The sequence below is a fragment of the Sandaracinus amylolyticus genome (assembly GCF_000737325.1).
GTDB lineage: Bacteria > Myxococcota_A > Polyangia > Polyangiales > Sandaracinaceae > Sandaracinus > Sandaracinus amylolyticus.
The window spans coordinates 729,408-751,782 of record NZ_CP011125.1; the positions used below are offsets into that span (position 1 = coordinate 729,408).

Genomic DNA, 22,375 nt, shown 5'->3' on the forward strand with positions numbered 1-22,375 from the left:
ACCAGGGCCCACGATGAGCGTTGCGCGTGCCGCGACGCGCGGGCGAGCATCGCGCGATGCGATGGTCGGCGTGCGCGATCCTCTCGGCGTGGCTCGTGGTGATCGGATGCGACGAGGCGAGCCCACGAGAGGGCGACGCGGGACGCGATGCGGCGCAAGGGAGCGTCGACGCGGCGCGGCCAGGTGACGACGCGTCCGCGGTGATCGACGCGGCGAGCGATGCGCCGCCGAGCGGGGTGTCCGGGCGCGTCACGTACGATCGGCGCCCGTTCGCGCGCACCGGCCTCGGTGCCGCGATCGCGTCGTCGGCGCCGGGCGTGATCGTCGTGCTGCTCGACGGCGAGCGCGAGGTCGCGCGCACCACGACCGACGAGGACGGCGCCTACGCGTTCGACGCGCAGGGCGACGGAGTGCGCGTCCTCGCGTCGAGCGGCGATCCCGAGAGCGCCGTGACCGACTTCGACGGTGCGACCTACGCGTTCCGCGGTCCCGCGGGGGACCTGCACGTCGGCGAGACCGACTTCGCCGGCGCGCTCGCGATCGCGCACACGATGCGCGAAGGCCTCGAGTACGCGCGCGTCGCGTTCGAGCGCGACGAGCCCTTCCCGCCGCTCGAGACGCACTGGGAGCGAGGCCGCACCACGCCGGGCGGCACGTCGTACGCGAGCGGCGACGAGCTGTGGATCCTCGGCGGCCCCGACGACACCGACGAGTTCGACGAGCCGGTGCTGCTGCACGAGCTCGGGCACTTCCTCCAGCACGTGATCCCGTTCAGCCGGATCGTCGGCGGCGATCCCCACGCCGGTGCCGACACCGATCCTCGGCTCGCGTGGAACGAGGGCTGGCCTTCGTTCTTCGCGTCGGCGGTGCGCGGCGATCCGTTCTACGGCGACACCGTAGGCGGCGAGATCTCGCTCGCGCTCGATCTCGGCGCGCTCCCGCGCAGCGGTGACTTCGTCGCGAACGCGGGCGCGCCGATGTCGCAGCCGCTCTCGGAGTGGATCATCGCGAGCTCGCTGTGGCGGCTCTACGTGGCGTCGGCGGACGTCGATCAGCAGCGCGCGCGATCGTTCGGCGTGCTCACCCGCTGGCTCGCCGAGGGCGCGAGCGACCGCGCGGCGGACGGTCCCGAGCTCGTCGACTTCCTGGACGGGTATCTGTGCACCCACGCGGGCGCGGACCGCGCGGTGATCGAGAGCTACGTCGTCGCGGATCGCAGCTTCCCGTACGACCTCGCGCCGCCCTGCGAGAAGCCGGGACGGCCGCGCGCCGTGGTGATGCGCGACCCCGCGCCGGTGTGGCTGCCCGGGCACCGCATCGTCGACGTGCGTGGTCGCGTGCTGCGCGAGATCGTGATCCGCTGATCGGAGCGCGATGCGTCGCGCGCATCGCTCGACGCGGGGCGATGCGTCGCGCGCATCGCGCGTCAGCTGCGCTCGCCGAGCACCGTGTAGAACGCGTGGTCTCCGCGCACCACGCGCAGCAGCGCGGTTCCGTCGGAGAGCGCGCGGCCGAGATCCTCGACCGTGCGCACGGTCCGGCGATCCGCGTCGACGATCACGTCGCCGGGGCGCAGGCCGGCGTGGTACGCGGGGCCTGCTTCGCGCACGCCGCCGACGATCGCGCCGTCGCGGCCCTCGTAGCCGACCTGCTCGGCGAGCTCGGGCGTGAGCGCGAGCAGCTCGATGCCGAGATCGCGGCTCCGCGGACGCGCTCGCGTGCGTGTGGCGGAAGGGCGCTCCTCGTCCTCCTCCGCGGCGCGCGCGATCGCGCGCAGCGCGATGCGCTGCTCCTGTCCGCGGCGGAGCACGCCGAGCGTGATGTCGTCGTCGATCGGATGGCGCAGCAGGTGGCGCGTGAGATCGACGCTGCGCTCGACCGGCGCTCCGTCGACCGCGACGATCACGTCGCCGAGCTCCACGCCGGCGCGCGCCGCGGGGCTCTCCGCGTCGAGCGCGTTGACGATCGCGCCGCCGCGATCCTCGGGCGCGCCGAGCGCGCTCGCGAGCTCGGGCGTGAGGTCCTGGTGCTCGACGCCGATCCACGGCCGGCGGATCCGCCCGTGCTCGAGCAGCTGCTGCGCGACGTCCCGCGCGAGATCGGCCGAGACCGCGAAGCTCACGCCGGGCGCGGGGCGCAGCACGATCGTCGTGACGCCGACCACCGCGCCGTCGAGGTCGACGAGCGGACCGCCCGAGCTGCCGGGATGGATCACCGCGTCGGTCTGCACGTAGTCCTCGAGCTCGCTCATGCCGAGCCCACTGCGCCCGAGCGCGCTCACGACGCCGGTCGTCACCGTCGCGTCGAAGCCGTAGGGCGAGCCCACCGCGACCACCCAGTCGCCGACCTGGTGCTCGCGCATGTCGGCGAAGCGCAGCGGCTCGAGCCCGCGCGCCGGAACGCGGATCACCGCGAGGTCGGTGGCGCGATCAGTGCCGACGATGCGCGCCGGAAGCACGCGTCCATCGGCGAGGCGCACGCGGATGCGCGCTGCGCGCGAGACGACGTGGCGGTTGGTGAGGATCGCGCCGTCCTCGGAGATCACGAAGCCCGACGCGCCCGCGGCGATGACGGTGTCGGGCGGGAGATCCTGGAGCATCCAGCGCAGCAGCGGCGAGATGTCCTCCTCGGAGAGCACCGCGTCGACGCGGATCGACACGACCGAGGGCGCGACGCGCGCCGCGACCGCCGCGAAGGCGCTGCCGACGCGCTGCGCGTCGGCGATCGTCGCGCTGCGCTCGGACGGCTGCGCGAGCGTGCGCGAGGAGCTCGGCGGCGCGAACGCGGAAGCAGTGAGGCCGAGCGCCACGCCGCAGACGACGATGGCGATGCGCCGCGATGCGATCTCCCGGACGACGTTCATGTCGAGGAGGTCATCCCGGGCAGCGCCGGACCAACTCGCGCGCGAGCGCGCGGTCGCGATATCGCGTCGAGCGGAGGTCGTGCGATGGAGAGCGTCGTGGCGGAGGACGGGACGCGGGTGTCCTACGAGCGCGCGGGCACCGGGCCGCCGCTCGTGCTGGTGCACGGCGGGTTCAGCGATCACGAGACGAACTGGACGTACGTCGCGCCGCGGCTGCGCGATCGCTTCACGGTGGTCGCGATCGCGCGTCGGGGGCGTGGCGAGACTCCGGGCGATTCCGGGCACCTGGTGCAGGACGAAGGCGCGGACGTGGTCGCGGTGGTGCGCGCGCTCGGCGCGCCGGTGTTCCTGCTCGGTCACTCGTTCGGCGCGCTGTGCGCGCTCGAGGCGGCGATGCGCGCGCCCGAGCTCGTCGCGAAGCTGGTCCTCTACGAGCCGCCCCGGCCGAGCATGATCGACGACGATCTGCTCGCGCGCCTCGAGACGCTCGGCGCCGCGAAGGCGTGGGACGCGGTCGCGGAGACGTTCTTGCGCGAAGCGATCCGGGTGAAGCCGGACGAGCTGCGCGCGCTGCGAAGCTCGCCCGACTGGGCGGCGTGGACGAGCGATGCCGGAGCGTCGCTGAGCGACCTGCGCGCGATGCACCGCTACACGTTCGCGCCGGAGCGAGCGCGCGCGCTCGCGATGCCGACGCTGCTGCTCTACGGGACCGAGAGCGTGCGTGCGCGCTACATGACCGACGCGCTGGCGGACACGGTGCGCGACGCGCGCGTCGTCGCGCTCGGAGGGCAGGCGCACGAAGGGATGACCACCGCGCCGCATCTCTTCGCCGAGGTCGTCGAGCGCTTCTTGCTGGAGGACCGGCCGCGACGGACGGCGCGCGCCGCGCGCGAGGCGCGCGCCTGAGCGCGCCGCGCTTAATTGCGCGTGCATGGAGCGATCGAAGCTGTGGACGCTCGACGGTCTGCTCGAGGCGCGCGCCGCCGCGGCTGCGCTCCTCGAGCAGCTCGGGCTGGAGGGGTTCGTCTTCGAGATCGAGCCGCGCGTCGACACCGAGGACGTCGTGGTGCTGGTCGAGTGGGTCCGCGGCGGGCCCGAGGGCACGTGGACGTCGACGCGCGTGGTCGTCGACGGCGAGCTGCTGCTTCGCAGTCGGAACGACGACGCGAGCCGCGATCGTCTGCTCGCGCAGCTCCGCGCGCGGATCCACGGCGAGGGCTCGCCGAGCCGCGACGCGCACGCGTGAGCACGGACGTCCGAACGGACGCGTTGGGGCGCAGGCGCACGGCGCGTAGGTGCTCCGATGTGACCGTGCGGACGGGCTGGCACGTCGTGCTCTTCGCGATCGCGGCCGTCGCGCTCGCGTTGCCGCTCTTCGTGCAGGCCCCGAGCGCGCCCGCGCAGGAGCGCGCGCTTCCGCCACGAGCGGCGCACCACTTCGACCCGTCGATCCGCGTGCGCGACGCGCTGGTGCGCGGTGATCTCGCGCGTGCGCGACGTGCGGCGCGCGAGCTCGCGCGCGCGGAGCCGAGCGCGCCGCTGCGGAGCTTGTGGCTCGACGTGATGCACGGCGCCGCGCGCGAGGTGGCGTCGGCGCGGGACCTCGGCGCGGCGGCGCACGCGTTGGGCACCGTCGCGAGGACGTGCGGAGAGTGTCATCGCGAGATGGGTGCGCGCGCGCGCACGTCCGACGCGCCGGGCGCTGCGAGCGACGCGACGGTGTCGCCGCGCCACCACGCGTGGGCGAGCGATCGCCTGTGGGAGGGCCTCGTGATGTCCGATGCCGAGCGATACGCCGCGGGCGCGGCCGCGTTGCTCGCGAGCACTCCGGAGATCGCGAACGACGTCGTCCGCGAGCGCGCGAGAGACGCACGACGTGCGCGCGACGACGCGATGCGCGCTCGCGCGTACGGCGCGCTGCTCGGCACCTGCGCCGAGTGCCATCGCGCGCGCTGATCAACGCGTGATCGGGAGCTTCACGCGCACGCGCGTCTCGGCGCCGCGCTGGAAACGGAAGTCGCAGCGCGAGCCGCCCTGGGCGATCGTCTCGGTGCGGGTGAGGCCCCAGCCGAACACCTCGCTCCCGGGCACGTCGGCGAGGCAGATGTACGGCGCGAACTCCGCGGCGCCGTTCGCGATCGCGAGCTCGCGGATCGCGCAGCGCTTGTAGTCGACGCCGTACTCGAACGTGCCCGGCTCGCCTTCGACGAAGTCGAACACCCAGCCGCCGACCGGGGCCTCGTGCGAGCGCTTCGCGATCCATCGCGAGAGCGCCTTCATCGGCCACACGAAGAGCCCGTTGGCCGCCATGCTGCGCTCCATGCCGCGCATGCCCGCGAAGCGCGCGCGTGTCGCCGCTTCGCACACGTCCCACGCGCGTGCCGCGTCGTAGCCGCGCGGGACGAGCGCGAGGTACGTCGCGACGTAGATCGCACCGCCGATCGTGAACGCGCGCATGTGCGGCGCGGTCCAGCCCGCGTCCGGGATCGAGTCGAGCATCGCGTCGAGGCGCTGCGCGGCGTCGTCGCAGATCGCCTCCGCGGCCTCGCGTCCCTCGCGCTGCGCGATCGCCTCGACCAGCGAGGGTCGCCACCGCGCGAGCTCGCCCATCACCGTCCCTCGGATCGCCCGCATCGTCGTGGTCACGGGCCGAAGGCTGCGGTCGTCGGCGCGCGGCGTCGAGCCCCCGCCGCATCGTTCAAGTCGGCGGCGCCCCGAGCGGGCATCCTGGTCGGATGGGCTCGATGAACGATCCGATCACGCTGCGCTCCGGGCTCGTGCTCGCGCATCGCCTGGCGAAGGCCGCGACCAGCGAGGGGCTCGCGCGGCGCGGCGATCCCACGCCCGAGCTCGAGCACCTGTACGACACCTGGTCGCGCGGGGGTGCCGCGCTGATCGTCACCGGCAACACGACGATCAGCCGCCGCCACCGCGAGCGCATGGGCAACGTCGTGCTCGACGCGCGCACCGATCGCGCCGCGCTCGCGCGTCTCGCGGCGGCGGCGAAGCGCGCGGGCAACGCGGCGCTCGTGCAGCTCTGCCATCCGGGGCGCCAGACGAGCCGCTTCGTCGCCAACGATCCCGTCGCGCCGAGCGCGGGCCCTGCGGTCGCGATGCTCGGTGCGTTCGCGCGCCCGCGCGCGCTGCGGGAGGAGGAGATCGCGGCGATCCGCGACGCGTTCGTCACGGGCGCGGAGATGGCGCGCGACGCGGGCTTCGACGGCGTGCAGCTCCACGCCGCGCATGGGTTCCTGCTGAGCCAGTTCCTCTCGGCGCGCATCAACCGCCGCGAGGACGCGTGGGGCGGCACCATCGAGGGTCGCGCGCGGCTGCTGATCGAGCTGGTCGAGCGCACGCGCGCGGCGTGCGGGGCGCGCTTCACGATCGCGGTGAAGCTCGATGCGCCCGACCCCGAGCGCGGCCATCTCACGCACGCGGACGCCCTCGCGGTGATCGCGCTGCTCGAGCGCGCGGGCATCGACCTGCTCGAGATCTCCGGCGGCGACGTCGAGCGCGCCAGGATGCTCGGGCTCGGCGACGGCGACGACACACCGCGCGAAGGCTACTTCGCCGACGTCGCGCAGGCGGCGAAGCGCGTGACCGGCGCTGCGGTGATGGCGACCGGCGGATGGCGATCACGCGCCGCGATCGACGCCGCGATCGCGCGCGGCGCGATCGATCTCGCGGGCATGGCGCGCCCGCTCTGCGTCGAGCCCGATCTGCCCCGGCGCCTCCTGCGCGGCGAGGCCGATCGCGCCGCGCTCCACGAGCGCCCGAAGGCCCCCGGTGATCTCGCGGCGGCGGGCGAGACCGGCTACTTCGCGTGGCGCCTCGGCGCGCTCGCGCGCGGCACGCAGCCTCGACACGACATCTCGCCGATCCACGCCGCGCTCGACTACGTCGCGACCGACGCGGTGCTCGGCGCGCGCCGCGCGCTCTTCGGCGAGTAGCGCGTCAGGTGTCGTCGTCGTCCTCGTCGTCGCGATCGCTCGGACGACGGAGGCCGTACTTGCGCATCTTGTCGATCAGCGTCGCGCGGCTCGTGCGCAGCGCCTGGGCGGCGCGCACCTGGTTGCCGTGCGCTTCTTCGAGCGCGCGCACGATCAGGCCGCGCTCGAACGCCTGCACCTGCTCGCGCAGGGAGAGACCCGCGCCCTCGGTCTCGCTCTCGCGCGGCTCGGGCGCGGGGCGCGCGTCCTCGAGGCGATCGAGGTCGATCTCGCCGCCGTCGCTCAAGCCGACGAGGCGCGCGATCGCGTTCTCGAGCTCGCGCACGTTGCCCGGCCAGTCACGGCGCGCGAGCTCCGCGACGAGGCGCTCCGAGAGCCGCACGTCGCCGATCCCGAAGCGCTCGCCGTAGCGCGCGCAGAGCTCGCGCGCGAGCGCGGGGATGTCCTCGCGACGCTCGCGCAGCGGAGGTACGCGCAGCACCACGACCGCGAGCCGGAAGTAGAGATCCGAGCGGAAGCGCCCGCTGCTCGCGTCCGCTTCGAGATCGCGGTTGGTGCACGCGACCACGCGCGCGTCGACGCGATCGGTGCGTCCCGCGCCGACCGGCTGGATCTCGCCGTTCTGCAGCGCGCGCAGGAGCTTCGCCTGGATCGCGAGGGGCAGCTCGCCGACCTCGTCGAGGACGAGCGTCCCGCCGTCGGCGCGCGCGAAGAACCCCGAGCGCTGCGCGCTCGCGCCGGTGAACGCGCCCTTCGCGTGCCCGAAGAGCTCCGCCTCCGCGAGCTCGCCCGGCAGCGCCGCGCAGTTGAAGCGCACCAGCGATCCGTTCGCGCGCGGGCTCTGCGCGTGGAGCAACGACGCGATCACTTCCTTGCCGGTGCCGCTCTCGCCGGTGACGAGCACCGTGATGTCGCGCCGCGCGATCCGCTCGACGTCGGCGAGCAGGCGCCGCATCGACGCGCTCTCCGCGATCACGCGCTTGCCCACGCTGCGCTCGATGCGCCCGCGCCGCTCCTCGCGACGCAGCAGCGACGCTTCGACCGCGCGATCGATCACGCGAGCGAGCTCGTCGGGCTCGAACGGCTTGTGCAGGTAGTCGTACGCGCCGCGTTGGATCGCGTGCACCGCGAGGCGCTCCGAGCCGTGCGCGGTGACCATCACCACCGGGATCGACGCGTCGCGCTGGCGGATGCGCTCGAGCAGCTCGAGGCCGTCCATCTCGGGCATCGCGTAGTCGACGATCACCGTGTCGACGCGATCGAGCGAGGCGAGCGCCTCGTGACCGCCCGGCGCGAGCACTGCTTCGTGACCGTGCTCGCGAAGGAGCTCGGCGAGCGCGAAGCGCATCGCGGCTTCGTCGTCGACGACGAGGACTCGTCCCATGCGATGGCGGACTCTGGGGAGCGTGGCGTGCCCAGTCAAACGTTCCCCTCGATCGAGCTCGCGCCGTTGCTCACTGCGTGGCGCGGCAGGACGACGTGCACCGTCGTGCCGAGGCCCTCCTGGCTGTCGATCGAGAGCCGACCGCCGTGCTGCATCACGACCGTGCGCGCGAGCACCACGCCGAGGCCCGTGCCGCCCTCGCGCGTCGTGAAGAACGCCGTGCCCACGCGCGGCAGCAGGTGCGCGGGGATGCCTCGTCCTTCGTCGCGCACCTCGACGCTCGCGTGATCGTCGTCGCAGCCGAGATCGATCGAGACCACGCCGCCGCGCTCGCTGGCCTGCACCGCGTTCGAGACGAGGTTGGTCAGCGCCTCGCGGATGCGGCGGCGATCGCCGCGCATCGTCGTGCCGGAGTCGGCGCTGGCGCGCACCTCGACGCCGGCGCGCTCGGCGGTCTCGCGGAACGAGCTCGCGACCTCGCCGATCACGGTCGAGAGATCGTAGGGCGCGATCTCGAGCGCCTCGACCGGCTTCGCGAGCACGAGGTAGTCGTTGACGATCTCCTGCATGCGGCGCGCTTCGCCGATCACCGTCGCGAGGCGCTCGCGCGACGCGTCGTCCTTCGCGTGCCGGTGCTCGATGTCGGCGAGCACGCGGATCGCGGCGATCGGCGTCTTCAGCTCGTGGCCGACCTTCGCGGCGACGGCCTCGAACGTGCGCGATCGCTCGAGCGCTTCGTGGAGCAGATCGCCGCGCAGCTTCTGCATCTCGGAGTCGACGAAGCGATCGGCGATCTCCATGCGCTCGACGAGCGTGCCGACGACCGAGAGCGCGACGACCATCGTGCCGCCGGTGAGCAGCATGTCGTAAGGCGCGGGGAGCGCGGGCCCGCGCACTTCCTCGGGCAAGAACGTCATGACCGCGATCACCGCCGCGCCCGCCCACATCCATCGACCACGCCGCTCGCCGTACGCGACGAGCATCAGGAACGGCGCGCACCCGAACACGAACGCCGGGAACATCGGGCTGCGCACGCCGCCCGTGATCGCGACGATGACGACCGGAGGCAGGACCTTCAGGCTGTGGAACCCGGGGCTCAAGCAGTCCTCGAGCCGGCGCTCGAGCAACCACGCGCAGAGCCCGACGCAGCCGATCGCGAGGATGCGCGGAAACGGATAGCCGGCCGCGCAGAGCAGCGCAGCGAGCAGCACGTGGAACGCGACGAGCGTCGCGACCTTTCCGAAGCCCTGGTGCTTCCGCACCGCGCGCATCTTCGCGCGGACGAGCCGGTGCTCGGGATCGTCGATTCCCCAGCCCGGGAACGAACGGCGTCGCGGATGAAGGAATCCCATCGTGTGTGCAGCGTGAAGGAGAAAGCGGAGCGCGTCAGGGGCGCGGGTCGTCGGTCGCGTCGGTGAAGGTGCGCAGTCGGAGCGCGATCGCGGCGAGCTCGCGCGGGTCGGCGATCTCGTCGAGCGCACGCTCGAGCGTCCGGAGGCGATCCCGCGCGCGCGCCAGCGCGCGTCCGCCCTGTCGCGTGATCTCGAGCTCGAGGCGCCCGGTCTCGGTGCGTCGCAGCGCGGCGAGCCCGTGCTCGACCAGATCGTCGACGACGCGCGCTTCGGCGTGGTGCGCGCCGAGCCGCGACGGTCCGTCCGCGTCGAGCCGCGCGAGCAGCGCGACCGCCTCGCTCGTGAGATCGAGATCGGCGAGGGCGCGCTCGACGAGCGATGCGAAGCGCGTGACCGCGAGCGCGAGCGCCTCGAGCGATGCGCCCGGCGCGAGGGCGAGATAGCGAGCCACCGGAACGGCGTCGGTGTGTGCGCGCTGCATGGCGACGAGCGTCGTCGCGAGATCCGTGCCGCGCCGCGATCGTGGAGAACGCGCCCGTGCGCGGGAAAAACGTGCCGAGTTTCCGGCACCGTGACCGGGTTTCCAACACGCGCGAGCTCAGCTCCGCGGGAGCGCGGCGTCGCGCGAGGACGCGATGTGTCGCACCGCGTCGGCGAGCAGCGGAGCCACGCTCACGACGCGCACGTCGAACGGCGCGCTCGGCGGCGGGACGCTGTCGGTCGCGACGAGCCGCTCCACGCCGATCGCTGCGAGCTTCGCGATCGAATCGCCGACGCAGAGCGCGTGGGTCGCCGCGATCACCGGCCGGTCGAGCGCGCCGTGCGCGAGCAGCGCCTCGGTCGCGGTGACGAGCGTGCCGCCGGTCGAGATCATGTCGTCGACGATCACGGGACGTCGGCCGGACACGTCACCCGTCACCTCGCGCGCGATCACGTCGCTGCCCGACACGCGCGTCTTGTGCACGATCGCGACCGGCAACCTCCAGCGCGCGGCGAGCGCGTCGGCGCGCTTCGACGCGCCGAGATCGGGCGAGACGATCACCGCCCGCTCGGGGAGCACCTCCTCGAGCACGCTCGCGAGCCGCGGCACCGCGTCGAGGTGCTCCAGCGGGATCGAGAAGAAGCCCTCGATCGGCGCGGAGTGCAGGTCGATCGCGACCACACGATCGAAGAGCGTGCGCTCGAAGAGCGCGGCCGCGACGCGCGCTGCGAGCGGCTGCCCCGCGCGGGTCCGGCGATCAGCGCGTGCGTAGCCGAAGTACGAGACGAGCGCGATCACGCGCGCTGCGCCCGCTCGACGCGCGGCATCGGCGACCAGCAGCAGCTCGAGCAGCGTCTCGCCCACCGGCGCGATCGTCGGCTGCACGACGAACACGTCGCGCCCGGCCACGTGCTCGCCGAGCTCGACGTGGATCTCGCCATCGGGGAAGCGCGCGATCGTGCAGCGCGCGGGCGCGACGCCGACCTCGCGCGCGACCTGCTCGCCGAGCGCGCGGTGAGCGGACCCGATCACGACACAGGGCTCCACCGATCGCAGCTAGGCACGCGGTGCGCAGATCGGAGGGCGTGGAGCCTGGACCTCGTTGGTCGCGATGGATGCGCGCGGTGCTCGCGAGCGGCGCGTTCGCGGTGTGGGCCGCGCACGTGCTCGTGATGTGGCTCGTCTACCAGGGCTCGGCCTACGAGCTGCTCTGGGCGTGTCACCTCGCGCCCCTGCTGCTCACGCTCGGGATCGCGCTCGGGAGCGTGTCGCTCACCAGCGTCGCCGCGATCTGGACCACGCTCGGCACGACGATGTGGCTCGGGAACCTGATCGCGCTCGGCCGCGCGCCGGAGCCCACACCGCTGCTCGTCCACGCGGGCACGCTCGGGCTCGCGCTGCTCGCGGTGCGCACGATCGGATGGGATCCGCGCGCGTGGTGGCGCGCATCGCTCGCCCTGCTCGCGCTCGCGTGCGTCACCCGGCTCGTCCCCGGCGCCGCGCTCTACAACGTCAACCTCGTGTTCCGGGTGTGGCCCGGGTTCGAGGCCGCGTTCCCGCACCTCGTGCCCTTCCTCGCGTTCGTCGCGGTGATGATCGTGATCGCGACGTACGTGATCGGGCGCGCGCTCGATCAGCTCGGCGCACGAGGCGAGGTCGCGTCGCGCTCGTGGTCGCGCTCTCGTCCGAGCAGCCGCACGAGCTGATCGAGGTGCTCGGTCACGTGCTCGAGGATGTCGTCGACCGCGAAGATCCCCTGCAGCACGCCGACACGATCGACGACCGGGACGCGTCGCACGCCGTGGGCGCGCATGCGCGAGAGCGCGTCGAGCAGCGGCTCCTCCTCGCGCGCGATCACCAGGTGCGCGCTCATCACGTCGCGCACCTCGAGCTGCTCGATCGAGCCCGGCCGCGTCGCGAGCGCGCCGACGACGAGATCACGATCGGTCACCAGGCCGACCGGCACGCGCGCGCCGTCGCGATCCTCGACCACGACGAGACACCCGACGTGGTGATCGCGCATGCGCCGCGCCGCATCGATCACCCGCTCGCGCGGCTCGACGATCGACACCGTGCGATTGCAGAGCTCACCCATCGTCGTCATCGGATCATCCTTTCAGCACGCCGATCGGCTCGAGACGCGCGACCTTCGTCGCGATGCCGGCGCGCTCGACGACGTCGACCACGCGATCGACGTCCTTGTAGGCGAGCGGCGCTTCCTCCGCGAGCTCCGGGCTCGACGGGCACTTCACGACGATGCCGCGCGCTTCGAGCTGGTGGCGCAGCACGTGACCCTGGATCGCGCGCCGCGCCGCGCCGCGGCTCATCACGCGACCGGCGCCGTGGCACGCGCTCGAGAACGAGAGCCCGGCCGACGCGTCGCGACCGACCATCACCAACGACGCGGTGCCCATGCTGCCGGGGATCAGCACCGGCTGACCGATGCCGCGCAGCGCAGGCGCGAGATCGTCGCTCGAAGGGCCGAGCGCGCGCGTCGCGCCCTTGCGGTGCACGCACAGCTCGCCCTCGGGGTAGCGCTCGATCTTCGCGACGTTGTGCGCGACGTCGTAGACGAGGCGCAGCGTCGGATCGCCGAGCGTGTGCAGCATGCGCGCGAAGATCGCGCGCACCGCATGAGTGATCGTCTGACGGTTCGCGAACGCGAAATTCGCGGCGGCCGCCATCGCCGCGAGGTAGTCGCGCCCTTCGGGCGACGAGAGCGGCGCGCACGCGAGCTGGCGATCGGGGAGCACGATCCCGAGCGCATCGGAGCGCTCGTCCATGCGGCGCACGAAGTCGGTGCACACCTGGTGACCGAGGCCGCGCGATCCGGTGTGGATCAGCACGGTCACCTGGCCCTCCGCGATGCCGAGCCGCGTGGCGAGCGCTTCGTCGTGCACGTGCGCGACGCGCTGCACCTCGAGGAAGTGGTTGCCGCCACCGAGCGTGCCGAGCTGGTCGCGACCACGCGTGCGCGCGCGCTCCGAGACCAGCGCGGGCTCGGCGCCGGGGAGCATCCCGCCCGACTCGATGTGATCGAGGTCATCGGCGATCCCGGCGTGTCGCTCGCGAACTAGGTACTGCGCGCCGCCCGCGAGCACGCGATCCATCTCCGCGTCGTCGAGCGCGGTGCGACCTCCGTGGCCGTAGCCCGTCGGGATCGAGCGCGAGATCTCGTGCATGACCGCGGGGAGCGCGTGCGCGACGTCGGTCGCGCGCAGCGTCGAGACCAGGAGGCGCACGCCGCAGTTCACGTCGAAGCCGATGCCGCCGGGCGAGATCACTCCGTCGGGCAGCGCCGTCGCTGCGACCCCGCCCACCGGGAACCCATAGCCTTCGTGCACGTCGGGCATCGCGAGCACGTGGCGCACCACGCCGTGGAGCGTCGCGACGTTCACGAGCTGCTCGAGACATCGGTCGTGCAGCGCCGACTCGATCAGTGCCTCGTCCGCGAAGATGCGGACCGGCACTCGCATGTCGCGCCGATAACAGGAGGGCAGCTCCCACGTCACCTCGTCGATGCGCTCGAGCGGTGCGTGCATGTCCACGTGGTGCGTCTGCATCTGCATCGGAGATCTCCGTGGGCTCACACGTCGAGCACGACCGTCGCGGACACGCCGCAAGGCGCCTCGATGATCGCGAGGTCGTGCAGCGTCGCGGCCTTCACGTGCAGGCGCGGGCGCACGTCGGGAGGCGCGGCGTGGAGCGTCGCTTCGAGCTCGCGATCGGAGCGCAGCCGCGCCTCGAGCGTCGGGTACACACGCCCCTCGACCTCGGCGCGGTAGACGAGCTCGTCGAGCAGCGCGACCAAGAGCGCGTCGCGATCGCGCGCGCGCACCGCGATGCGCTCGGCGTGATCGCCGACGCGCGGCAGCTCGCCGCACGCGAGCGCTGCGAACGCGCGTCCCGCCTCCGCGAAGAGCTCGTCGATCGTGCTCGCGTCGATGCGGACGCGCACCTCGCCGACGTGCTCCTCGAACGAATGCGTGGCGCCCACCGGTGCGAGCTAGCCGCGCCCTGCTCGCGCGCAATCACGTCACGAGCGACACGCGACGTCGCTGCACGACCTCGCGCGGCGTCGAGTCGAAGCGCCCGGCGAGCACCGCGCCGCACGACGTGCATGCGCCGCGCGCATCGAGCGCGTACTCGCGCACGCGGTACCCCTCGCGCGCGATCACCCGCGCGCCGCACGACGCGCAGAGCGTCGCCGCGCCCTCTTCGTCGCGCACGTTCCCGGTGTACACGTGGTGCAGCCCGAGCGACCTCGCGCGCGCTCGCGCTCGGCGCAGCGTCTCGGGCGGCGTGGGCGGCACGTCCTCCATGCGGAAGTCCGGATGGAACGCGGTGAAGTGCAGCGGCACGTCGGGCCCGAGCCGATCGAGCACCCACGACGCGAGCTGCTCGATCTCGGCATCGGAGTCGTTGTGCCCCGGGATGAGCAGCGTCGTGAGCTCGAGCCACACGCTCGTCTCGCGGTGCAGCCACTCGATCGTCTCGAGCACCGGTGCGCGGCGCGCGGCGCACACGCGCTTGTAGAAGTCCTCGGTGAACGCCTTGAGATCGACGTTCGCGGCGTCCATCGCGCGGAAGAACTGCTCGCGCGCCTTCGGATCGACGTAGCCCGCGGTCACCGCGACCGTCGCGAGGCCGAGCTCGCGCGCCGCATGCGCGCTGTCGATCGCGTACTCCGCCCACGTGACGGGATCGTTGTACGTGAACGCGACGCTGCGGCAGCCGAGCTCGCGCGCGAGCGTCGCGATCTGCTCGGGCGTCGCGTGCTCGTGCGCGCGTGCCATCTCGCGCGTCTTCGAGATGTCCCAGTTCTGACAGAACTTGCATCCGAGGTTGCAGCCGATCGTGCCGAACGAGAGCACCGAGGTGCCGGGATGGAAGTGCGAGAGCGGCTTCTTCTCGATGGGATCGACGCAGAGCCCGGAGCCCTGCCCGTAGCTCGTGAGCACGATCGCGCCGTCGCGCTCCTGGCGCACGAAGCAGAAGCCGCGCTGTCCCGCGTGCAGCGTGCAGCGCCGCGGACAGCGATCGCAGCGCACGCGCCCGTCCTCGAGCTTCTCCCACCATCCGCCCGCCACGACTCCGGGCTCGATCCGCGCGCGCATCGGACTCGGCGATCTGGGGCTCGTGGCCTCGAGCGCCAGCCCCGCGCTTGACTTCGAGCGCGCTCGAAGTTGCATGCATCGGATGATGGACGACGAGCTCGCGCTCACGATCCGCGACGCCGCAGCGCGCACCGGTCTGTCGCCTCACACGCTGCGCTACTACGAGCGCATCGGGCTGCTCGGGCGCGTGCCGCGCGCATCGAGCGGACACCGACGCTGCGGCGCGCGCGAGCTCCGGATGATCGAGTTCCTCCGGAAGCTGCAGGCCACCGGGATGCCCATCCGCGACATGCTCCGCTACGCCGCGCTGGTGCGGCGCGGCGACGAGACGCGCGCCGCGCGACGCGCGCTGCTCGAGCAGCACGAAGCGCGCGTGCAGGCGCGGCTCGACGAGCTCGAGGGTCACCTCGCGATCATCCGCAAGAAGATCGCGATGTACGGCGAGGCGCCTGCCATCACGAAGAAGAAGGGAACGAAGACGCGATGACGACGACGATGAAGACGCGCACGCTCGGGCGCTCCGGTCTCTCGGTGTCCGCCCTGGGCCTCGGCTGCATGGGGATGAGCGACTTCTACGCAGGACGCGACGACGCGGAGTCGCGCGCGACGCTCGAGCACGCGCTCGCGCGCGGCGTGACGTTCTTCGACACGGCCGACATGTACGGGACCGGCGAGAACGAGAAGCTGCTCGGGCCGTTCGTGCAGAAGCACCGGGACCGTGTGGTGCTCGCGACGAAGTTCGGCATCGTGCGCGAGCCGAACGATGCGAGCGTGCGTGGGATCGACGGCTCGCCCGCGTACGTGAAGAAGGCGTGCGACGCGAGCCTGAAGCGGCTCGGGATCGAGACGATCGATCTCTACTACCTGCATCGGAAGGACCCGCGGGTGCCGATCGAGGAGACGGTCGGTGCGATGGCGGAGCTGGTGCGCGCGGGGAAGGTGCGGCACCTCGGGCTGTCGGAGGTCGGGCCGAAGACGCTGCGCGCTGCGTGCGCGGTGCATCCGATCGCGGCGCTGCAGAGCGAGTACTCGCTCTGGACGCGCGAGCCGGAGGACGGAACGCTCGCGGCGTGTCGCGAGCTGGGCGTGGGGTTCGTCGCGTACTCGCCGCTCGGTCGTGGGTTCCTCACCGGGCAGATCAAGCGGTTCGAGGATCTCGCGGCGGACGACTACCGGCGTCACTCGCCGCGGTTCCAGGGCGAGGCGTTCGCGAAGAACCTCGAGCTCGTCGCGCACGTGCAGGCGCTCGCGGCAAAGAAGGGGTGCACGGCGGCGCAGCTCGCGCTGGCGTGGGTGCTCGCGCAGGGCGAGGACGTCGTGCCGATCCCGGGGACGAAGCGGCGGAAGTACCTCGACGAGAACCTCGGCGCGCTGGACGTGACGCTGACGCGCGAGGAGCTCGCGGAGATCGAGCGCATCGCGCCGAAGGGGGTGGCGGCCGGGGAGCGGTATCCGGCGGCGGCGATGGCGATGTTGCCGGACTGAGACGGGTGGAGCTGGGTCGCGGGGAATCGTGAGTGGTTTCGGGCGGGGAGCTCAACCACGGTCGGTTTTCGACCGTGGTTGGGCGTCCGTGAAGTGGGTCGAGAACCTCAACCACGGTCGAGTTTCGACCGCGGTTAGGGGTCCGTGTAGTGGGTCGAGAACCTCAACCACGGTCGGTTTTCGACCGTGGTTGGGCGTCCGTGAAGTGGGCTAGAAAGCTCAACCACGGTCGGGTTCCGACTTCGATTGGTGGCCCGTGAAGACGGTCGAGAACCTCAACCACGGTCGGTTCTCGACCTCGGTCGGGAGCCCCGTACACGACCAAAACCTCAACCACGGTCGGCCCGCTGTCCTCCCCACCGGACACTCCGGGCCGCTCCCGTCCAGCCCACCGAACACCTCGTTCTCGCTCCGTCGCAGATCCGCGTTGGCGCAGGATCTGCTGCCGCGCCCCGTCATGCTGCTGCCGGCGACCGAGTTCTTCGTGTGTGATCCCACGGGCTCCCCGGAGTACGGCTCGCTGCCGACCCTCGATCCAGAAGCCCAGCGCCGCCTCGCCAACGCGTACGCCGCAGGCGTCGACGCCATCTGGCTCGACGGTCGACGCGCGATGCTCCGCAACCTCTCGGGCCCGAGCCGCCGCTTCCTCGTCGTGCTCGTCCACGCGCGCGGCGGCAGCCTCAGCCAACGCCAGCGCGAGGTCGCCGAGTGCGCCGCCGCCGGCGCGACCGTCGAAGAGATCGCGCGTCACCTCGGCATCTCGCAGAACACCGTTCGGCACCACCTCAAGGCCGTGTACCGCGCGCTCGAAGTCGGCAGCCGCCTCGAGCTCTCGCGCGCGCTCGGTCACCTCGCGGCCTGAGATTTCACGTTCAGTTCGCGTCCTGCCCTGGATACACTGCCTCGCTGGAGGCAGATGGGCGCTCGATCCGACGACGAGACCGTCCGACGCGAACGCGACGTCTTCCTGCGCGTCCTCGAGCTCGGCGGCGAGCGCGATCCACGCCTCTTCCTCGACCAAGCGCTCGAGCTCTTCCTCGAGCTGACCGGCGCACAGCTCGGCTACCTCGCGCTCTCGTCGAGCGCGATCGACGCGCCCGAGTTCGAGACGTCGCGCGGGATCGACACCCAGGCGACCAGCGACGTCCGCCGCTCGGTCTCACAGGGCATCATCGCCGCCGCGCTCTCGCAGGGCGAGACCATCCAGACGCTCTCCGCGATCGCCGATGGGCGCTTCAGCGATCGCCCGAGCGTGAAGCGCAGTCAGATCGGCGCGGTCCTCTGCGCGCCGATCGGCTCGCTCGGCGTCGTCTACGTCCAAGAGACGCGCGGCGGTCGCCCCTTCCCGCCCGATGTCGAGCAATACGCCGCGCTCGTCGCGCGCTTGCTCGCGCCCGCCGCGCGCAGCGTGCTCGCGGAGCGCGCCGCGGTCGTCACCAGCGATCCCACGCGCCCCTATCGCGAGCGCCTCCGCCTCGACGACATCGTCGGCCGAAGCGCTGCGCTCGCGAACGTGTTCCGCCACGTCGGGCTGGTCGCACCGCTCGACATCGATCTCCTGATCACGGGCCCTTCGGGCACCGGAAAGTCGCAGCTCGCGCGCGCGATCATCGCGAACAGCCGCCGCGCCGCGGGCCCGTTCATCGAGGTCAACTGCGCGGCCGTGCCCGAAGCGCTCTTCGAGAGCGAGCTCTTCGGCGCACGACGAGGCGCGCACTCCACCGCGTTCCACGACACCGAAGGTCGCGTCGCCGCCGCCGAAGGAGGCACGCTCTTCCTCGACGAGATCGCGGAGCTCTCGCTCGCGAGCCAAGCGAAGCTCCTCACGCTCCTCCAAGCGCGCACGTACCAGCCGCTCGGCGCGCCCGCGCCGCGTCGCGCCGACATCCGCGTGATCGCCGCGACGAACTCCGATCTCGCGCACGCCGTCGAAGAGCGTCGGTTCCGCGAGGACCTCTTCTATCGACTCTCCGTCATGCCGGTCGACGTCCCTGCGCTCTCCGCACGCAGCGACGACATCGCGCCGCTCGCGAGCCATTTCTGCGAGCGCGCCGCGGAGCGACACGGCCTCGGGCGCATCGCCATGACGCGCGACGCGCTCAGCGCGTGCGAGGCCCACGACTGGCCCGGCAACGTGCGGCAGCTCGCGCACGCGATCGAGGCCGGCGTCATCCGCGCCGCGGGCAGTGGGCGCCAGTCGGTGCACGCGTCGGACGTGTTCCCCTCGTCGCGCGACTCCGCCGTCGCCGAGACACTCGGTGAAGCGACTCGCGCATTCCAGGCGCGCTACATCCGCGACGTGCTCACGAGCGTCGATTGGAACGTGTCCGAGGCCGCGCGCCGTCTCGACATCGCGCGCTCGCACCTCTACACGCTGATCCGGACTCACGACATCCGCCGGGAGCGATGATGTCGATCGACGATCTCGCGGCCTCGCTGCCGCCACGATTCCGATCTCCGACGCTCGTCGGCGCGGGCACCCACGGCGCGGTGTTCCATGCGATCGACGATCAGCACGCGCTGCCGGTCGCCATCAAGTGCCTCGCTGCGCCGGACCCCGAAGATCTACCGGCGTTCAAGCGCGAATTCCGCGCGCTCGTGCACGTCAGCGATCCGCACCTCGTGCAGCTCTACGAACTCCACGGCGAGGGCGCGCAGGTCTTCTTCACGATGGAGTACGTCGAAGGAGGCACGCTCGCCGAGCGCAGTGCGCAGGACCGACGCGCGGTGTTCCGCCAGATCGCGAATGGCCTCCGAACTCTGCACGACGCCGGACTGACACACTGCGATCTCAAACCCTCGAACGTGCTGATCGCGCGCGACGGACGCGCGATGTTGACCGACTACGGCTGTGTCTCGCACTACGGTGCGCCCGAGAGCGGCGCAGCGGGACTGGGCTCTCCGCACTACATGGCGCCGGAGCAGTGGTTCGAGTCGAGCACCGCGCCTGCGGTCGACTGGTACGCGCTGGGCGTGATGCTCTTCGAGGCGCTCACCGGGGCGCTCCCGTTCGACGGCGACATGGGCAGCGTGCTGCTCGCGAAGCGCCGCGCGTCGCCGGACGCGCTGCGCGCGCGTCTGCGCGACACCGACGACGACGCGCTCGCGTCGCTCTGCGTCGCGCTCCTCTCGAGCGATCCCGATGCGCGCCCCGGCGCCGATGCAGTGCTCGCCGCGCTCGATGCCGCACCGTCGCGCGCCCGTGCGTCGAGCGCACCGATCGCGAACGCACCGATCGGCCGCGAAGGCCCGCTCGCCGCGCTGCGCGCGTGGCTGGAGACGCCGGCACCGGGAGTCGCCGCGCTGATCGGCCCGGGCGGCATCGGCAAGAGCTCGGTGCTGAGCGCGTTCGTGCGCGAGCTCGGCGCGCACGCGCGCGTGCTGCGCGGTCGGTGTTATCCCGCGGATCGATCCCCGCTCCGCGGCCTCGACGAGATCGCGTCGGCGCTCGGCGAAGGGCTGCGCGACCGTGACGTGCCCGCGCTCGACGCGCAGGAAGCGACCGCGCTCGCGCGCGCGTTCCCGTCGCTCGCGGAGCCCCACGGCATCGAGGCCTCGGGCGCGATCACGATGACCGAGGACGCTTCGCGACGCGCGCTCGCGAGCGCGCTGACGCGCTGGATCGTCGCGCTCGCTGGCGATCGCCCCGCGCTCCTCGTCGTCGACGATCTGCAGTGGGCCGACGAGACGAGCGTCGAGGTGCTCGAGCTCCTGTCGCGGGGCACCACGCCGATCGCGGTGCTGATCGCGTCGCGCAGCGCCGACCTCGCCGGGCTCGCGCCGCGCCTGTCGCTGGAGCTCGGTCCGCTCGATCGGTCCGAGAGCGCCCGCCTCGTGGCGCAGCTCGCGCCCGAGCTCGGCGATCGCGCCGAGCGCATCGCGACCCTCGCCGGGGGCAATCCCTTCCTCGTCGAAGCGCTCGCGTCCTACGCGCTGCGCGGCGGCGCGCTCGAGGCGCACGCCGATCCGCTGCACGACGTCATCGCCGAGTGGGATCCCGACGCATTCGCGAAGCGCCTCGTCACGGTGCTCGCGCTCGCCGACGCACCGCTGCGCTCGAGCGTGGCCGTCGCGGCGAGCGGCGGTCGTGATCGCGACTATCTGCCCGCGCTCACGCGCCTGCGCGCGCGACGACTGCTCACGTCGCGCCTCGTGCGCGGCGACGATCTGGTCGAGCTCTATCACCGCCGCTGGGCCGAGGCGGTGCAGGCATCGCTCGACGACGAGGATCGTCGCGCGACCCACCGCGCGCTCGCAGACGCGATCGCGACGCACACGCCGGGAGACATCGGCCGCGCCGCGGATCACTCGCGATCGGCGGGCGATCTCGCGCTCGCGCTGTCGCGCGATCTGGCGGCCGCGGACCTCGCGCACGAGCGCGGCTTGCCGCACCTCGAAGCGATGCGGCTGCAGCTCGCGCACGACTCGGCCGTCGCCGACGAGCAGGTGCGGGCGCACGTGCGCATGCGGCTCGGCGACGCGCTCGCGCAGGTCGGTCGCGGCGCCGAGGCGGCGAAGTGGTATCGCCTCGCCGCGGAGCACGCGCGCTCGCTCGAAGAGAGCGTGCTCGCGGAGCGCCTCGCGGCCGAGCAGCTCCTCTTCAGCGGCCATCACGAAGAAGGAATCGCGGTGCTGCGGCGCGTGCTCGAGCGCATCGAGCTCGATCTCCCGACCTCACCGCCCGCTGCGATCGCGCGCGTGCAGTCGTGGTACTCGCATGCCGCGAACCACTACATCGTCGCGCCGGACGAGAGCGCGCCGATCACCGCGAGCGGCGACGATCTCGCGCGCATCGACGCGCTCCACGCCGCCACGCTCGGGCTCTCGATGTCGGACCCGCTCGCGACCGGCGTCGCACAGACCTTCCACGTCGATCTCGCGCGCGCCGCCGGCGAGCCGTTCCGGCTCCTGCGCGCGGTGACGATCCACCTCGTGCAGACCGCGGGGACGATGGTCGATCTCGCGCGCACCGCGACCCTGACGGCGACCGCGCGCACGCTGACCGAGCGCGTGGGCACCGCCGAGGCGCGCGCGGTCTTCGCCGTCGCCGAGGCCGGCGCGGCGTGGATGGAGGCGCGGCTAGACGACGCGCTCGCCGCGTCGGAGCGCGCTCGCAGCGAGCTCGCGTCGATCCGTGGCCTCCAGTGGCAAGCGGACACCGCGGTGATCGTGCAGCTCGAGGCGCTCTGCGCGCGCGGCGACATCGCGGAGGCGAGCGCGCTCCTCGACGCGGCGATGCGTGATGCCGAGTCGCGCGATGATCGATATCTGCGCGCGCACCTCGGCGTGCGGATCGCGCCGTGGGTGCGGCTGTGGCGTGGTGCGCCCGACGAGGCGCGCGCCGAGGCGGACGCGGGAATCGCGGCCTTCCGCGTCACGGGTTTCCAGCTCCTGCACCTGATGCACGCGGTGCATCTCGCGCGCTGCGATGTCTACGAGGGCGGCGCGAACGCGGCGCTCGCGCGGCTCGACGACGCGTGGGCGACGATGGGCCGCTACGGCATGCACGGCATCCAGCACTACGTCGGTGTGCTCGCCGACGTCGCGGTGGTCGCCGCGGAGCACGTCGCGCCGGATCGAGTCGAGGAGTGGCGCGCGCGGTGTGGGCTCGTCGGCGACGCGTCGTGGTCGCGCAGGGTGACCGACGTCCCGCGCCCGCGAGCGTTGGAGTCGCTCGCCGAGCGCGGGTGGGCGGACCCCGAGCGTGCCATTCGACTCTGGCGCTCCTGAGAGCGCCAGTCGC

Annotated in this window: 21 protein-coding genes; 11 read left to right on the plus strand and 10 right to left on the minus strand. The window is 72.7% G+C overall.

Annotated elements, in window-relative coordinates:
* The first annotated feature begins 56 nt into the window (after positions 1 to 56).
* Positions 57 to 1,364, plus strand: a complete 1,308-nt coding sequence (locus DB32_RS02915; protein WP_157068658.1) for a hypothetical protein — start codon at positions 57 to 59, stop codon at positions 1,362 to 1,364.
* A gap of 62 nt (positions 1,365 to 1,426) precedes the next feature.
* On the opposite strand, the gene DB32_RS02920 is transcribed toward DB32_RS02915, so the two are convergent.
* Positions 1,427 to 2,863, minus strand: a complete 1,437-nt coding sequence (locus tag DB32_RS02920; protein WP_053230891.1) for a trypsin-like peptidase domain-containing protein — start codon at positions 2,861 to 2,863, stop codon at positions 1,427 to 1,429.
* 84 nt (positions 2,864 to 2,947) lie between these two features.
* Between DB32_RS02920 and DB32_RS02925 the strand changes: the two genes are divergently transcribed.
* From DB32_RS02925 to DB32_RS02935, 3 genes are read left to right on the plus strand one after another with little or no spacing between them, the layout of a single operon-like run.
* Positions 2,948 to 3,769: an alpha/beta fold hydrolase gene (locus tag DB32_RS02925; RefSeq protein WP_053230892.1), complete on the plus strand. Its 822-nt coding sequence runs from the start codon at positions 2,948 to 2,950 to the stop codon at positions 3,767 to 3,769.
* Positions 3,770 to 3,794: 25 nt separating this feature from the next.
* Entirely contained in the window at positions 3,795 to 4,109 is a 315-nt protein-coding gene (locus DB32_RS02930; protein ID WP_053230893.1) for a hypothetical protein, read from the plus strand.
* Between the two features lie 59 nt (positions 4,110 to 4,168).
* Entirely contained in the window at positions 4,169 to 4,819 is a 651-nt protein-coding gene (locus tag DB32_RS02935) for a hypothetical protein (protein ID WP_053230894.1), read from the plus strand.
* On the opposite strand, the gene DB32_RS02940 is transcribed toward DB32_RS02935, so the two are convergent.
* The gene (locus tag DB32_RS02940; protein WP_157068659.1) at positions 4,820 to 5,497 is read right to left on the minus strand and encodes an L-2-amino-thiazoline-4-carboxylic acid hydrolase; all 678 of its coding nucleotides are present in this window, start codon (positions 5,495 to 5,497) and stop codon (positions 4,820 to 4,822) included.
* 110 nt (positions 5,498 to 5,607) lie between these two features.
* Here DB32_RS02940 and DB32_RS02945 point away from each other — a divergent pair, with 110 nt between their 5' ends.
* Entirely contained in the window at positions 5,608 to 6,813 is a 1,206-nt protein-coding gene (locus tag DB32_RS02945; protein ID WP_169791315.1) for an oxidoreductase, read from the plus strand.
* Between the two features lie 4 nt (positions 6,814 to 6,817).
* Here the strand turns inward: DB32_RS02945 and DB32_RS02950 are convergent, their stop codons facing one another.
* The 4 genes from DB32_RS02950 to DB32_RS02965 all read right to left on the minus strand — a co-directional run bounded on the left by DB32_RS02950 (position 6,818) and on the right by DB32_RS02965 (position 11,077).
* A complete protein-coding gene (locus DB32_RS02950; RefSeq protein WP_053230897.1) occupies positions 6,818 to 8,197 on the minus strand; it encodes a sigma-54-dependent transcriptional regulator in 1,380 nt (459 codons plus the stop codon).
* Positions 8,198 to 8,232: 35 nt separating this feature from the next.
* Positions 8,233 to 9,549 carry a sensor histidine kinase gene (locus DB32_RS02955; RefSeq protein ID WP_053230898.1) on the minus strand — a complete coding sequence of 439 codons (1,317 nt, stop codon included), beginning with the start codon at positions 9,547 to 9,549 and terminating at the stop codon, positions 8,233 to 8,235.
* 34 nt (positions 9,550 to 9,583) lie between these two features.
* On the minus strand, positions 9,584 to 10,030 hold the full coding sequence (locus tag DB32_RS02960; protein WP_053230899.1) for a hypothetical protein: 447 nt from the start codon (positions 10,028 to 10,030) through the stop codon (positions 9,584 to 9,586).
* 117 nt (positions 10,031 to 10,147) lie between these two features.
* Positions 10,148 to 11,077: a ribose-phosphate diphosphokinase gene (locus DB32_RS02965; protein WP_075097435.1), complete on the minus strand. Its 930-nt coding sequence runs from the start codon at positions 11,075 to 11,077 to the stop codon at positions 10,148 to 10,150.
* A 68-nt stretch (positions 11,078 to 11,145) separates the two neighbouring features.
* On the opposite strand from DB32_RS02965, the gene DB32_RS02970 reads away from it, so the two are divergent.
* On the plus strand, positions 11,146 to 11,736 hold the full coding sequence (locus DB32_RS02970) for a hypothetical protein (protein ID WP_053230901.1): 591 nt from the start codon (positions 11,146 to 11,148) through the stop codon (positions 11,734 to 11,736).
* Here DB32_RS02970 and DB32_RS02975 read toward each other — a convergent pair.
* The 4 genes from DB32_RS02975 to amrS are packed head-to-tail and all read right to left on the minus strand — an operon-like array spanning position 11,664 to position 15,147.
* Entirely contained in the window at positions 11,664 to 12,134 is a 471-nt protein-coding gene (locus DB32_RS02975; protein WP_053230902.1) for a CBS domain-containing protein, read from the minus strand. The genes DB32_RS02970 and DB32_RS02975 overlap by 73 nt on opposite strands.
* A gap of 4 nt (positions 12,135 to 12,138) precedes the next feature.
* Positions 12,139 to 13,599, minus strand: coding sequence for an RtcB family protein (locus tag DB32_RS02980; RefSeq protein ID WP_240481153.1), 1,461 nt, complete (start codon positions 13,597 to 13,599; stop codon positions 12,139 to 12,141).
* 17 nt (positions 13,600 to 13,616) lie between these two features.
* Positions 13,617 to 14,027, minus strand: coding sequence for an archease (locus DB32_RS02985; RefSeq protein ID WP_053230903.1), 411 nt, complete (start codon positions 14,025 to 14,027; stop codon positions 13,617 to 13,619).
* 34 nt (positions 14,028 to 14,061) lie between these two features.
* A complete protein-coding gene (amrS, locus tag DB32_RS02990; RefSeq protein WP_053230904.1) occupies positions 14,062 to 15,147 on the minus strand; it encodes an AmmeMemoRadiSam system radical SAM enzyme in 1,086 nt (361 codons plus the stop codon).
* 85 nt (positions 15,148 to 15,232) lie between these two features.
* Between amrS and DB32_RS02995 the strand changes: the two genes are divergently transcribed.
* The 5 genes from DB32_RS02995 to DB32_RS03015 all read left to right on the plus strand — a co-directional run bounded on the left by DB32_RS02995 (position 15,233) and on the right by DB32_RS03015 (position 22,362).
* A complete protein-coding gene (locus tag DB32_RS02995) occupies positions 15,233 to 15,634 on the plus strand; it encodes a MerR family transcriptional regulator (RefSeq protein ID WP_053238659.1) in 402 nt (133 codons plus the stop codon).
* An 8-nt stretch (positions 15,635 to 15,642) separates the two neighbouring features.
* On the plus strand, positions 15,643 to 16,632 hold the full coding sequence (locus DB32_RS03000; protein ID WP_053238660.1) for an aldo/keto reductase: 990 nt from the start codon (positions 15,643 to 15,645) through the stop codon (positions 16,630 to 16,632).
* 256 nt (positions 16,633 to 16,888) lie between these two features.
* Positions 16,889 to 17,494: a helix-turn-helix transcriptional regulator gene (locus DB32_RS03005; protein WP_157068660.1), complete on the plus strand. Its 606-nt coding sequence runs from the start codon at positions 16,889 to 16,891 to the stop codon at positions 17,492 to 17,494.
* Positions 17,495 to 17,548: 54 nt separating this feature from the next.
* Positions 17,549 to 19,042 (plus strand): sigma-54-dependent Fis family transcriptional regulator, encoded by a 1,494-nt coding sequence (locus tag DB32_RS03010; RefSeq protein WP_053230906.1) that lies wholly within the window; start codon positions 17,549 to 17,551, stop codon positions 19,040 to 19,042.
* Positions 19,039 to 22,362 carry a serine/threonine-protein kinase gene (locus tag DB32_RS03015; protein WP_083457108.1) on the plus strand — a complete coding sequence of 1,108 codons (3,324 nt, stop codon included), beginning with the start codon at positions 19,039 to 19,041 and terminating at the stop codon, positions 22,360 to 22,362. Before DB32_RS03010 ends, DB32_RS03015 begins: the two co-directional genes overlap by 4 nt.
* Positions 22,363 to 22,375 lie beyond the last annotated feature (13 nt).

Bases quoted from the DNA above. Each gene is read 5' to 3' on its own strand.
- DB32_RS02915 (WP_157068658.1), top strand. From the start codon at position 57: ATGCGATGGTCGGCGTGCGCGATCCTCTCGGCGTGGCTCGTGGTGATC.
- DB32_RS02920 (WP_053230891.1), bottom strand. From the start codon at position 2,863: ATGAACGTCGTCCGGGAGATCGCATCGCGGCGCATCGCCATCGTCGTC.
- DB32_RS02925 (WP_053230892.1), top strand. From the start codon at position 2,948: ATGGAGAGCGTCGTGGCGGAGGACGGGACGCGGGTGTCCTACGAGCGC.
- DB32_RS02930 (WP_053230893.1), top strand. From the start codon at position 3,795: ATGGAGCGATCGAAGCTGTGGACGCTCGACGGTCTGCTCGAGGCGCGC.
- DB32_RS02940 (WP_157068659.1), bottom strand. From the start codon at position 5,497: ATGCGGGCGATCCGAGGGACGGTGATGGGCGAGCTCGCGCGGTGGCGA.
- DB32_RS02945 (WP_169791315.1), top strand. From the start codon at position 5,608: ATGAACGATCCGATCACGCTGCGCTCCGGGCTCGTGCTCGCGCATCGC.
- DB32_RS02950 (WP_053230897.1), bottom strand. From the start codon at position 8,197: ATGGGACGAGTCCTCGTCGTCGACGACGAAGCCGCGATGCGCTTCGCG.
- DB32_RS02955 (WP_053230898.1), bottom strand. From the start codon at position 9,549: ATGGGATTCCTTCATCCGCGACGCCGTTCGTTCCCGGGCTGGGGAATC.
- DB32_RS02960 (WP_053230899.1), bottom strand. From the start codon at position 10,030: ATGCAGCGCGCACACACCGACGCCGTTCCGGTGGCTCGCTATCTCGCC.
- DB32_RS02970 (WP_053230901.1), top strand. From the start codon at position 11,146: ATGCGCGCGGTGCTCGCGAGCGGCGCGTTCGCGGTGTGGGCCGCGCAC.
- DB32_RS02975 (WP_053230902.1), bottom strand. From the start codon at position 12,134: ATGACGACGATGGGTGAGCTCTGCAATCGCACGGTGTCGATCGTCGAG.
- DB32_RS02980 (WP_240481153.1), bottom strand. From the start codon at position 13,599: ATGCAGATGCAGACGCACCACGTGGACATGCACGCACCGCTCGAGCGC.
- amrS (WP_053230904.1), bottom strand. From the start codon at position 15,147: ATGCGCGCGCGGATCGAGCCCGGAGTCGTGGCGGGCGGATGGTGGGAG.
- DB32_RS02995 (WP_053238659.1), top strand. From the start codon at position 15,233: ATGGACGACGAGCTCGCGCTCACGATCCGCGACGCCGCAGCGCGCACC.
- DB32_RS03000 (WP_053238660.1), top strand. From the start codon at position 15,643: ATGAAGACGCGCACGCTCGGGCGCTCCGGTCTCTCGGTGTCCGCCCTG.
- DB32_RS03010 (WP_053230906.1), top strand. From the start codon at position 17,549: ATGGGCGCTCGATCCGACGACGAGACCGTCCGACGCGAACGCGACGTC.
- DB32_RS03015 (WP_083457108.1), top strand. From the start codon at position 19,039: ATGATGTCGATCGACGATCTCGCGGCCTCGCTGCCGCCACGATTCCGA.